Here is a 12843-nt window from a genome sequence, read left to right as displayed (position 1 = left end):
CATCCCGCGCACCTATCGACGCAGCGTGATACACTCTTGAAGTAATTTTCAAAAAATGAAGACAGGAAAATTCGATGATTTACAGTATGACAGCGTATGCACGCAAAGAAGTAAAAGGCGATTGGGGTTCTGCGGTATGGGAAATCCGCAGCGTGAACCAGCGTTATTTAGAAACATACTTCCGCATGCCAGAACAATTTCGCGGATTAGAGCCCGTTTTACGTGAGCGCTTTCGTAAGCGCTTAGCGCGAGGCAAAGTAGAATGTAATCTGCGTTTTGAAGCAAACCCTGCCGCAAAAGGTGAGCTTAGCATCAATGAAGCGCTTGCTAGCCAGGTAATTAAAGCCGCTGAACAAGTCATGCACATGACTGGTGAACTGAGCCGAATCAATCCATTTCAAGTCATGCAATGGCCGGGGGTAATGGAAACGCCAGAGCAAGACATGGATGCGGTAAATAAAGTGCTACTAGAAGCGTTTGATGGCGCAATGGATGAATTTATTGAAGCGCGCGCTCGTGAAGGCGAGAACATGAAGGCGCTGATTGAGCAACGCCTAGAAGCGATCACATCAGAAGTTGTGAAAGTGCGCGCACGCATGCCAGAAATACTAGAGTGGCAACGTGAGCGTCTGTTCTCTAAATTTGAAGATGCGAAAGTAGAGCTAGACCCATCTCGCGTTGAGCAAGAGCTAATCCTTCTGGCACAGAAATCAGACGTAGCAGAAGAGCTAGACCGTCTTGATTCTCACGTAAAAGAAACCACAAACATTCTGAAAAAAGGTGGCGCAGTCGGTCGTCGTCTGGACTTCATGATGCAAGAGTTCAACCGTGAATCGAACACGCTAGCGTCGAAATCCATCAGCACCGACATCACCGCATCGGGCGTTGAACTGAAAGTTCTAATTGAACAGATGCGTGAGCAGATCCAAAACATTGAATGATCTAAAAGTCATCGAGTATTGAAACAAAAAAGCCCCGCTAATACGGGGCTTTCTTTTATTCGTCTTTTTCCAAGGTACTGTTATCAACGTAGGGCCAATAATGATGTCCAATTCTGATCAGCAAAGTAGCCGCAGCCAAAATAAACGCAGCCAGAGATAACCACACAACCAAAATTGCATCCAGCTCTTTCATTCCGAGAGTGATATAGCGGGCGATCGCCATCATCGCGATGTAGATAGGATAGCGTACCGGAATTTTACCGTTCATCACGAACTGCTGCACCATGGCGAGCACTTCCAGATAGATAAACATCAAAAGAATATCCGTGAGTAAGACACGCTTCTCTACAAATACGTGCACAAACTCTTGCATCATGGCGTACAACGTCGCCAAGGTAATAGAGACTAATAACACCGCCTCCAAAATATGGAAGATTTTCAGGAAAGGTCGACTAAAGGATTTCGGCAAATTCGACGGCATGGTCCATTATCCAAACAAAGAAAATAGGTCTTGAGTTTAGCATGCAACGATCTTCAATCAATCAGAATAAACATCAGTGCGAATCGACTCCAAGTTCTGGTATTTACTCATAAAAACGCTCCGCTTATTTGGCGGAGCGTTTTTGTGTTATAGGACCTGTGGCATCACTTACGCCACTTGCTGCTTTTTTTCAGCTACGCGCTTTTTCTTCCGATATTTAGGGTGAGTGATCGGAATCGCAGATAGGAGTTTTTTGGTGTATTCGTTTTGCGGGTTTGCATAAATTTCTTTAGCACTGCCTGCTTCTACCACTTTGCCAAAATACATCACGGCAACTTTGTCAGAAACATGTTTCACCACCGAGAGATCGTGAGAGATAAATATGATCGCCAAGTTCATTTCTTGTTGCAGTTGTAGCAATAGGTTCAAGATTTGCGCCTGTACCGACACATCTAACGCAGATACCGATTCATCACAAATCAGCAGTTTAGGCTTCAATGCAATCGCGCGAGCGATACCGATACGCTGCCGTTGTCCGCCTGAAAATTCATGTGGATAACGGTTTACTGCCGTTTCTGGTAATCCCACTTTGATTAAAAGCTCTTTTACCCATTGTTTACGCTCTGTTGGCGTGCCAATTTTATGAATAACAAACGGTTCTTCCAGAATCATACCGATGGTATGACGCTGATTGAGTGACTCCATTGGGTCTTGAAAGACGATTTGCATGTCTTTACGCAGCGATCGCATCTCTTTGACAGACAGTTTAGTGATGTCTTTACCTTCAAAGAAAATCTTACCTTCCGTTGGCTCGTATAACTTTAAGATCGTGCGACCAAGGGTGCTTTTACCACAACCTGACTCACCAACTAGCCCCAGTGTTTCACCTTCAGAAACAGACAGTGAAACCCCGTCTACCGCTTTGATGGTGTAGCCTTTCTTGAACAGCCCTTTACCAGAAACAAAGTGCTGCTTAAGATTTTCAACTCTTAATACTTCTTTTGCCATAACATCCTCTTTTATGACTGGTTCACTTTGCCCAGTTAACTGGCAAACATACTGGCATCAATAGGCTTGATATCGATCATCTGCTTCGGCTCATTATCTAAGCTCGGCATCAATCCCATTAAACGCTCTGTGTAGGGGTGCTGCGGGTTATCAAACAACTCAAAAATTTCTGCTTTTTCGACAATACGCCCACCATACATCACGGCAACATCATCACACACTTCTGCCACAACTCCGAGGTCGTGAGTGATGAAGATCATTGCCATGCCTGTTTCTTCCTGAAGCTCATTCATCAGTTCAAGGATAGACGCCTGAACCGTAACATCCAACGCTGTAGTCGGTTCATCACAAATCAGAATATCCGGCTTACAGGCCAATGCCATCGCGATCATGACACGCTGGCGCATACCACCAGATAGGTTATGGGGATACTCATTCAATCGCTTCTCTGGCATTGGAATTTTTACTTTTGCCAGCATTTCAATCGAGTACGCCTCCCGCTCCTTTTTGTCGAGCTCAGGTCGATGGAGCTCAAGCACTTCACATATTTGACGACCAATGGTATGCACTGGGTTAAGCGCCGTCATTGGGTCTTGGAAGATGATCGAAATGCGATCGCCACGCATGGCGTACATCTCTTCCGCAGGCAAATCAACTAGGTTGGTGCCGCGATAATTCACTTCACCTTTAATGATGTTGCCATATGGCTTAGGTAATAGCCCCATGATCGACATTGAGGTTACGCTCTTACCACTACCTGACTCTCCCACCAGACCGAGTGTACGTCCAGCTCTCACATCAAAGTTCACACCATGCAGAACCTTCACTGGCCCATCATCGGTGGTAAATTCAACTTCGAGATCTTTAACACTTAGGATTACATCGTTTTCCATAACCAATCCTTACAGCTTATAAGTGTCATCTACGACAACAACAGGTTCAAAAGCTTTGCCTGACTTCATCGCTTGTTTCGTTTCTTTTTTGATATCACTATCAACCCAGTAAGTGCCATCGCCTATGATTGCACCACTGAACAGCGCCTCTGTCATGCGATTCATTGGCTTATCTGGAAACTTTAACCAGCGCCAGTGACCATAGCGGACATAAGGAACCATGTAGCCTGGGACGATAACGTGAGCATCAATGATGTCACGCTGAATCTCATGACCTAGCTGGATCTTTTTATCCATATCCATGCCAAAACGATACTCGATGATCTTTTCATCCAGTTCAGGCGTGCTGTAGTTTGTGAAAGAGTTAGTTTGCGGCTTGTTCGCATTGACTGAATGGAAGTACTCCCAATACGTTGGGATCTCAGACGTACCCATATCTAAGAAAGCCAAATCGTGCTTTTTCTCACGTACGTATTTGAACATAGATGAGCCATCAACTAACTTGAGCTCAATATCCAGCCCTGCTAGCTTGGCTTGCTCACGCAAAAATGCAATACGAGGAGTATGAACAGGTGTTCCGTAGGTCAGCTCGAAGCTTAAGCGCTCACCTTTATCATTAACACGAATACCATCAGAACCAATTTTGTTAAAACCTGCGGCTTCGAATGCCCCGGCCGCTTTTGCGGGATCAAACTTCGGTGCCTTAGCATCTGGTAGGGTGTATTTACCATGACCATAACCGGTCGGGTTTGGTTTACGGGAGTAGTCGCCACGCATGACATTCTCTATCATGCCATCAAAGTCAATCGCGTAAGTAATGCCCTTGCGAATGTTTAAATCATCCAGCAAAGGCATCGCGGTGTTCATCCATACACCACCAGCCCCAACTGGAAATTGGTTGTAACCCCAGAACTTTTGAATGTATCCCTTTTGGTAAGGTTCCGTATTCGATTTATCATGCCATAAGCTTGGTAAAACAAGACCAAATGCGTCCAGCTTCCCTTTCTCAAAGTGCTTCATCGCGATATCACTGTCGCGAATCACTGTGATGCGGATTTTGTCGACATTATAACGATGTTGATAATACTTATTGCTGTAACCCCACCAGTCTTCACCGACATGTTTGAAGGTAACACTTTTACCTTTTTTAATGTCATCTAGGTAGTATGCACTGGTCGTTGGTTCACTTTTAAAATTGTAGTAGCGGACAAAGTTGTCATGTATACCGTCACCATTTTCATCTTTTGAAGGGTTAGCATAAAAATGTGCGGGACGTGGGCGCAGGGCCCCCATTCGTAACAGCAACTCTTCCGGATTAAACTCTTTCGCCGCCTTAACAGCAAACGTGTGAGTGTCGTACTTGATAACATCCGCAATCGTTTTGTTGTAGTAATCGTTGTACCAAGGCTCCAAGATGTCCTTGGAACGATAAAACTTCAGCATGAACACGAAATCGTCGGCAGTCACAGGTTTGCCGTCCGACCATTTGGCTTCAGGGTTGAGTTTGAAATAGACCGTTTTGTTGTCACCTGCTAACGCCCACTCGTTAGCAAGCTCAGGGATAAACTCTAAAGTATCTGGGTGGCGGACCACCAAGCCTGGTGTTTCATCTAAGATAAAAGAACGTAGCCCTGCATTAGCGTCTGGGCCAACACTACGTAACGTCTGCGGGAAACTTGACATAAAGGTGCGATAAGTCCCTCCACGTTTCGCTTCTGGCGAACCATATTGAGGCTCATCCCAGTTTGTTTGCCAGTTTAAGTCAGTCGGAAGCGTTGCTGACATTGCACCAAAACTCAGGGCGCTCAGCGTGGACGCTAAAAATAATTTCTTCATAAAACTTCCCTTTTTATGTTTTGCTCACAATGCTCGCTTAAACATAGCGTGTGAATTTTTTCGGGTCGAAAGCCGCTCGAATGGCTTCACCAATAAAGGTCACCATTACCAGAACCAGAACAATAGAAGTCACTACTGACGCAACAATCCATGGCGAATCTAAGTTTGACTTACCTTGTTGCAGTAGTTCACCCCAACTTGGCGTTGGTGGCATCAAGCCTAATCCTAGGTAATCGAGAGCAGTCAGTGCTGTGATGTTAGCTGCAATAGTGAAAGGCGCTAGGGTTACAATCATCACCATCGTATTTGGCAAGATGTGATTAAACAAGATACGTCCGGTCGATGCCCCTAAAGCACGAGCCGCCATTACATATTCTCGTGCCGCTTCTTTATAGGTCATGGTCCGCATGTACCATGTCATCCCCATCCAAGTGAAAAGCACGTTAATAGCGACAAAGAGAGCGAACGTCGGCTGAACGATTGAGACAAGAATCATAATGACGTACAAAAACGGGACCATTGACCAGATTTCGATAAGTCGCTGTACAAACAAGTCAAATTTACCGCCCCAAAAACCCATAGCACAACCGACTGCAGTACCGATCGCGTAGGAAATGGCCATCGTAAGCAACGCAAATCCCATCGCCGTTCTGAATCCGTAGACGAGTCGCGCCAAAATATCGCGACCTATCACATCTGTACCTAAATAATGCTTATTTTCGGCACTAGGCGCTGTTGGCGGGAAATCACCACTAAAATCTTGTTCGTATGGGTTCCACGGCACAAGCGGCAAAATAACAAAGTTGTCGCCCCCTTCAGCCTCAAACGCTTTTTGCAGTACACGATAATCGGCTTCACTGGATGACTCTTGGCCGAATTCGCTACCTAAACGTACGTCACTGACAACAGGAAAATAGTAGCTACCATCGTACTTGACGACTAGCGCTTTACTGTTGATCAAAAGTTCGGCGAATAGAGAAAGGATCAACATGATAGAAAGAGCAACAAACGACCAATAGCCTCGTTTGATCTCTTTAAAGTGACGAATTTTCTTTTGAGTTAATGGACTAACTTTAATCATGTTACGCTCCAAACTTCACACGTGGGTCGACTAAAGCAACACAAATATCTGAAATGATGTTACCAATGAGCAGTAACAACGCATTAATGGCGACAATACCCATAACAACAGGGTAATCACGCTCCATGATTGATTCGTAACCCAATAAGCCAATGCCATCAATATTGAAGATAACTTCAATCAGGAAGGCACCGGTCATGAAGAACAACAAAGAGTTACCAAAGTGACTCGCGATCGGAATTAAGCTGTTACGCAACGCGTGCTTACGAACTGCTTTTTTGAAAGGTAATCCTTTCGCAATTGCGGTGCGGATGTAATCTGAGGAAAGGTTTTCCATCAGGTTATTTTTCATTGTCATCGTCAGCGTGGCAAAATCACCAATGAGGTAACAGATCAAAGGCAACACCGCATGCCACATAATGTCTTTAGCGCGTTCAAAGAAGGTTTCGTAATCGTCGAAGTCATCGCCGACAAAGCCTCCCATCGGAAACCATTCCAAGTGATAACTAAATAACGTGATCAGCAATACACCCACCACATAACCTGGTAGCGCGTAGCCTACGAAAATGAGTACTGAAGAGGCGGAATCAAACACAGAACCGTGCTTGAGCGCCTTATAGTAACCAAGAGGAATCGAGATAAAATAACTAATAAAGAAGGTCATGCCGCCATAAAACAACGACACTGGCAAACGCTCTGCGATCATATCCGAGACAGGCTCGTAGTAACGCGTCGACTCGCCAAGATCTAGCATTACCAAACGACTTAACCACTCGACGTACGCTTCCGTTACAGGTTTATCCAGGCCATAAAATGCATTCAGCTCCGCGATTTGATCGTCAGAAAGGGCCGTATTACCACCCGCAGACGTCATTGATGCGGCGCCATCTCCCTGAGACTGCATTTGTGACAACATGCGTTCAACAGGTCCGCCAGGCACGAAACGAGTGATAGCAAAGATGAGAATAGTTATCCCGAGAAACGTTGGGATAACCAACGCCAAACGGCGTAAAAAGTACGACAGCATATACAACTTGCTCCTTGTCTACTGTCCAGTTCAAACGGAGTGAAAGAGGATATTTTCCGCCCAAAATGGTGCATATTTATCTCGTAGTAACTAAAACTGTTGAAGCACACTCCCTGCGCCTCAAGAGCTAGACTTTTCTACTACTGCAATAATTTCAGCGTCATATTTATCTTGAATCCACATCAGCTTCAAGTGTTTGAAACCAAAACATGACAAACTTCCTTCGATGTCGAAAAACAGAAATGTTTTTGTAAAAAATTATAAAAAACCACAAAAATAATTCATACAGAATATCAATCTAGGCTGTTTAGAGCCAAAACCCTACATAAAAATGCACCCTACACACATAAATAGACACATAATCCAAGGTTATATTTGACCTAAAAATACGAGTGAGCCCTTTAACCGCAATGGGTATCATATTTTGATACCACCTAATAAGTTCGAGCTAACAAAGTATGGATTCGATATAAAACTCATCTCAGAACAATTCACTGGAAAAATATCTTTTTCCAGATTCAATTACCCACTAAAAAACCATAGGCAAGATAAGTCATTAAAGTTTATAAGAAACACAAAATACGGTGTTTTATTGAAATTTAATCTCGATTCATAAACCTTATTCGGTTTTTTATTCCGCCTTTTAAATAAAGCCTGGTTATTTACATCTTTTTTACATTTAAGCATCCCCGTTTACCACTGGTTTGACTTCCTTTTTTCATCTCGGTTATACATTGGCCGAACGTTAACGAAATATTAACGTCACATTTGGCCGCTATGCGGCCAGACATAGGAAATAATAATAATCGGAGCAACAAGGATGTATAAAAACACAACCGCTTTATCTGTTGCGATAAGCCTTGCTTTGGGGACAGCAGCAGTTGCAGCCCCAGCAACAGCACTGGCAGAAGAGCAGCAAGTTGAAAAACTTCAAAAGATGAAAGTTACTGGTTCGCGTATCTCCACGACGGATATGGAAGGTCCTTCACCAGTTACTGTTATTAATAGTAAAGACATTGAGTCTAAAGGCTTTAACAGCGCGCAAGACGTATTGAACAGTTTGACCCAAAACACAGGTGGTGTAATGGCTCAAACAGACTCTTTCTCGTTTACACCAGCAGCGCAGTCAGTCAACTTACGTGGCCTTGGCGCGTCACGCACATTGATTCTTATTGATGGCCGTCGTCTTCCTCAATACCCGCTAGCACAAGATGGTACATCTAACTTCCAAGATATCGGCCAAATCCCTGTCGCCGCTATTGAGCGTGTTGAAGTAATGACCGACTCAGGTTCTGCTATCTACGGCTCCGACGCAATCGGTGGTGTCGTAAACTTCATTTTAAAGAAAGACTTTGATGGCGTTTCTGTAAAAGTACGCGCGGGTGACGCGACGGATGGTGGTTACCAAAATGGTCGTTTAGACGTTGTAGCTGGCAAAAACTTTGACGACAAACGTATTCTCTTCGTTGGCCAATTTGCGGGCAACGAAATGCTAAAGCAATCTGACCGAGATGATTGGGCTGGCGATGACGGTTCTAGCCGTTCTCAGCTAAGTGGCTACTCTAGCTACGGTGCAAACTTTGAAGGCGCCAACGGAACACTTCTAACACCAGCTGATGCTGGTTCTTCATGTAAAGAAGTCGTTGGTGATGCCGCGATTGAACGAGCGGATGGAAAGTGTGGTGTTAACCGCTCTGCATACCGAACATTAAAACCAGAAAACAAACAAGTAGACCTACTTTTACGTGGTGAAATGGACATTAACGACAATGTCACTGCCATGGCAGAAGCCCGTTTTGGCTACAAGTCTACAGAATCTGAATTCGAACCTAACCCTTACAGCGTTGAAGTTGATGCCACTCACTTCCGCGGCGAAGGCGAATACACTCGCCGTATGGTCGAATTTGGACCACGCGAAAGTAACACTGAAGCCGATTCTTTTGGCTTAACCTTAGGCTTGAACGGCCTGCTTGCTGATACGTATGATTGGGACCTATCCGCTGGTTACTCTGAGCAAAGCGTTGAAACAAGCAACCCAGCAATCTTTCTAACTCTCGACCAAGCTGTACAAAATGGTGATGTCGATCTTCTAGGGCCTATCTCACAAGACGTTGTAGACAAATACAGCGGCACTTCAAGCAAAGAAGCTTACTCAAAGCTTTACTCTGTTAACGGCTCACTGGCTGGTGATTTGGTTGAACTTCCTGCAGGTATGTCTGGCTTTGCTGTTTATGGTGAATGGAACCGTACTGACTACAATGAGACGATTGATGCTACAACAGCAGCTGGTGGTTTCTCTGGTCTAGGTGGAACATCAGGCGGCGGTGACCGCGATCAGATTGGTCTTGGTGTTGAAGCTCTTATTCCTATCATTGAAGATTTAGAAATGACTGTCGCTGGTCGTTACGACCACTACTTCGACGACTCGGCAACTGGCGGCGCATTCACTCCTAAAGTAGCCCTAGCATACCGTCCTACTGACACCCTATTGCTACGTGGTAGCTACGGTCTAGGCTTCCGAGCTCCAGACTTGAAGCGACTATTTGGTGATCAAACTCGAGGCTTTGGTTCTGGTTTTGACCCTGTGCTTTGTGCCAACGCTGGTGGTAGCGGCCCACAAGATAAAGACAAGTACCCAGAGTGTGATACTCAGTACTTCGATACGCTTAATGGCCCTAACTCAGAGCTGAAAGAAGAAACAAGTACAAACATTAACTTGGGCCTAGCGTGGGAGCCTGTGGATGATCTTGGTGTAACCGTTGACTGGTACCACATCAAGATGGAAGACGTCGTAACTGCACCAACTTACCAAGATGTAATTAACGATCCAGGTAAATACCCAGGTACTGAAGTCGTTCGTAACCCAGATGGCACCATCAAGTCGGTATCCTATGGTCCAGTGAACCAGTCGTATGAAGAGCGTTCTGGTATTGACCTAGCGATCAAATACGCATACGACACTAATGAGTTCGGTTCATTTAACACGCGTGTTGCTGTAACGAAGATCTTGATTGCTGAATATCAAGAAAACGACAACGAGCCTGTAACGGATGAAAGAGATTTCATGCCTGAATACACCGCAACGTTAAATCTTGGCTGGGCATATGAAGATGTCGCTATCAACCTATTTGGTAAATACCGCGACCGTATGTGTTCAAGCTACGCAAACCGTTACTACTTTGATGACTGTGATTCTGCTAAAAAAGCGGGTTACAAAGCAGAAATCGCTAGTATGACAACGTGGAACCTAACGGCTTCTTACCAATTCAACGAGAGTGGTCGTGTAACTCTTGGTGCTATCAACATGTTTGACAAAGTACCGCCTGCAGATCCTCTAAGCGATACCTCTCCATTCTATGCAACTGGGTATGACGATCCAATCGGACGTCAGCTATACGTCGAGGCATCATACGACTTCTAAAAAATATTTGGCGCGGGTTTTCCGCGCCCTTTTCGACTGACTAAAACACTGACAAGGATGCAACCATGAAATTCAAGGAATTTGGTCTCAGTGCCATAGCTGCAGCATTGCTTACTATCAGTAGTAGCTCTATAGCGGCCAACTCTGGTGCTGTCGTTTCCACACAAGCAAAAGCAAATCAATCTTCAGAAGCTTCGCAACAAAAAATCGACAATTATGCCGAAAGTACTGAAGGCATGTTGGCAGAATACAAAGGCTTACTACGTCAAATCGACAGCATGAAAGTCTACAACGAGCAAATTAATCGTATGGTTCAATCACAGCAAGGTGAATTGGACTCATTAAATAACCAAATTGCTCAGATCGATCAAACGGCAACAGAAGTAGTGCCACTAACACTTAAAATGATCGATGCACTCGATGAGTTTGTGACTCTCGATCTGCCTTTCCAGAAAAAAGAACGTAATAAACGTGTCCAAGAACTGCGTCGTCTCATGGATCGCGCCGACGTAACGACTTCTGAGAAATTCCGTAAAGTGATGGAAGCCTACCAAATTGAAGAAGGCTTCTCTCGCTCAATTGAATCTTACAAAGCTAGCCTAGATAGAAATGGGGAAACCGTGACTTACGATTTCCTACGTATTGGTCGCACGGCGCTTTTATTCCAATCTCCAGACGGTGGTGAGACAGGTATGTGGAACCAACAAACACGTCAATGGGAAACATTACCGGAAAGCTACCGCATAGCGGTACAGCAAGGCCTTCGAATCGCGAAGAAGCAAGCGCCACCAGCGCTAATCAAATTGCCTGTATATGCTGGGGAGGAATAAGAGATGAAAGGATTCAAAACTCTAGCCGCTGGTCTACTAGCGAGCTTATTTATGGCTTCAGGCGTACAAGCAGAAACGCCTAAAAACCTATCTGAACTACTCAAAAACGTAAAATCAGAAAGCATCGTTGAGTCAAAAGAGAACAAAGCCCGTGAAGCTGAGTTCAAGAACAACCGAGATAAGCAAGCAGCATTATTGCAACAGGCTCGTGAAGAGCTAGCTTCACAGCAAGCACTGGGCGATCAACTTAAAGCGACATTTGATGAAAACGATAAGCAGCTGACTGAACTAACAGAAACCTTACGTGTTCGCTCTGGTACTTTGGGCGAAATGTTTGGTGTGGTCCGCCAATATGCGGGCGAGTTTAAGGGCTTATTTGCTGCCTCTCAAAACGCTGTTCAGTTCCCAGAGCGTGACGCTCTACTAACGAAACTGGCTGAAAGCAAAGAACTGCCATCAACACAAGAGCTAGAAGCATTCTGGCATACCATTCTTCAACAAGTGGTTGCCTCAGGCGAGACAGCAACAACCCAAGCAACGGTTGTTTATGGCGAAGGTAAAGAAGCGGTTCGCGATGTTACTCTTGTCGGTGAATTTAACGCGATTGCCGATGGTAAGTACGTTACTTATGTACCTCAAACAGGTAAGTTCGAAGAACTCTCTCGACAGCCTCGCACCAATATTACACGTCATGTTGCAGGCTTTGAGTCAGCGTCAAACAGCTATGAGCCACTGTTTATTGACCCATCCCGTGGTGTAATTCTGTCTCTACTTGTACAAAGCCCTACCGTTCAAGAACGTATTGATCAAGGTGGCATTGTAGGTTACGTCATCCTTGGTATGGGTGCAGTTGGCGCTATCATTGCTCTAGTTTGCTTCCTACGCCTTCAAGTGATTGGCGGTAAAATGCGTAAGCAAGCGAAATCAGAAACCGTGATTCCTGGTAACCCTCTAGGTGAAGTTATCCAGGCTTACCAAGAGCACAAAGGTGACAACCTTGAAGATCTTGAAGCGAAACTGGACGAAATCATCCTACGTAACGCACCGAGCATTGAGCGCTTTATCAGCTCAATCAAACTGTTCGCTTCTGTAGCACCACTTCTAGGTCTACTGGGTACGGTTATGGGTATGATCGGTACGTTCCAAGCAATCACACTATTTGGTACAGGTGATCCTAAGCTAATGGCTGGCGGTATCTCTGAAGCTCTTGTTACAACCATGCTAGGTCTGGTTGTCGCAATTCCATTGCTGTTCCTTTACACCATCGTACACAGTAAAGGTCGTCGTTTGGTTCAAACTCTTGAAGAACAGAGTGCAGGCTTCAT

Annotated in this window: 10 protein-coding genes; 4 read left to right on the top strand and 6 right to left on the bottom strand. The window is 44.9% G+C overall.

The features are described from left to right. Window positions 1–74: 74 nt before the first annotated feature. The gene (locus R7O12_RS11650) at window positions 75–941 is read left to right on the top strand and encodes a YicC/YloC family endoribonuclease (RefSeq protein ID WP_005384776.1); all 867 of its coding nucleotides are present in this window, start codon (window positions 75–77) and stop codon (window positions 939–941) included. Window positions 942–996: 55 nt separating this feature from the next. Here R7O12_RS11650 and R7O12_RS11645 read toward each other — a convergent pair whose 3' ends face one another. The 6 genes from R7O12_RS11645 to R7O12_RS11620 all read right to left on the bottom strand — a co-directional run bounded on the left by R7O12_RS11645 (window position 997) and on the right by R7O12_RS11620 (window position 7267). After that, window positions 997–1422 carry a phosphate-starvation-inducible PsiE family protein gene (locus R7O12_RS11645; protein WP_318100908.1) on the bottom strand — a complete coding sequence of 142 codons (426 nt, stop codon included), beginning with the start codon at window positions 1420–1422 and terminating at the stop codon, window positions 997–999. Window positions 1423–1590: 168 nt separating this feature from the next. Next, on the bottom strand, window positions 1591–2430 hold the full coding sequence (locus R7O12_RS11640) for an ABC transporter ATP-binding protein (protein ID WP_104975751.1): 840 nt from the start codon (window positions 2428–2430) through the stop codon (window positions 1591–1593). Between the two features lie 35 nt (window positions 2431–2465). Next, a complete protein-coding gene (locus tag R7O12_RS11635) occupies window positions 2466–3323 on the bottom strand; it encodes an ABC transporter ATP-binding protein (protein ID WP_005379371.1) in 858 nt (285 codons plus the stop codon). Between the two features lie 9 nt (window positions 3324–3332). Then, window positions 3333–5159 carry an extracellular solute-binding protein gene (locus tag R7O12_RS11630; RefSeq protein ID WP_318100912.1) on the bottom strand — a complete coding sequence of 609 codons (1827 nt, stop codon included), beginning with the start codon at window positions 5157–5159 and terminating at the stop codon, window positions 3333–3335. 37 nt (window positions 5160–5196) lie between these two features. Further along, window positions 5197–6240, bottom strand: a complete 1044-nt coding sequence (locus R7O12_RS11625; protein WP_005379369.1) for an ABC transporter permease — start codon at window positions 6238–6240, stop codon at window positions 5197–5199. Between the two features lies 1 nt (window position 6241). Then, the gene (locus tag R7O12_RS11620) at window positions 6242–7267 is read right to left on the bottom strand and encodes an ABC transporter permease subunit (RefSeq protein ID WP_005384771.1); all 1026 of its coding nucleotides are present in this window, start codon (window positions 7265–7267) and stop codon (window positions 6242–6244) included. A gap of 820 nt (window positions 7268–8087) precedes the next feature. On the opposite strand from R7O12_RS11620, the gene R7O12_RS11615 reads away from it, so the two are divergent. The 3 genes from R7O12_RS11615 to R7O12_RS11605 form a co-directional block, all read left to right on the top strand. Next, complete coding sequence (locus R7O12_RS11615) at window positions 8088–10688, top strand: TonB-dependent receptor (RefSeq protein WP_318100915.1); 2601 nt, start codon at window positions 8088–8090, stop codon at window positions 10686–10688. A gap of 65 nt (window positions 10689–10753) precedes the next feature. Beyond that, window positions 10754–11518, top strand: coding sequence for a DUF3450 domain-containing protein (locus R7O12_RS11610; protein WP_005379365.1), 765 nt, complete (start codon window positions 10754–10756; stop codon window positions 11516–11518). 3 nt (window positions 11519–11521) lie between these two features. Beyond that, the coding region (locus tag R7O12_RS11605) for a MotA/TolQ/ExbB proton channel family protein (RefSeq protein WP_318125859.1) at window positions 11522–12843 on the top strand (1322 nt) is incomplete at its 3' end.

This window comes from Vibrio sp. Vb1574, assembly GCF_033338675.1.
Note: the sequence above shows the minus strand (reverse complement) of the source record. Positions and strands in the feature narration are given on the sequence as shown.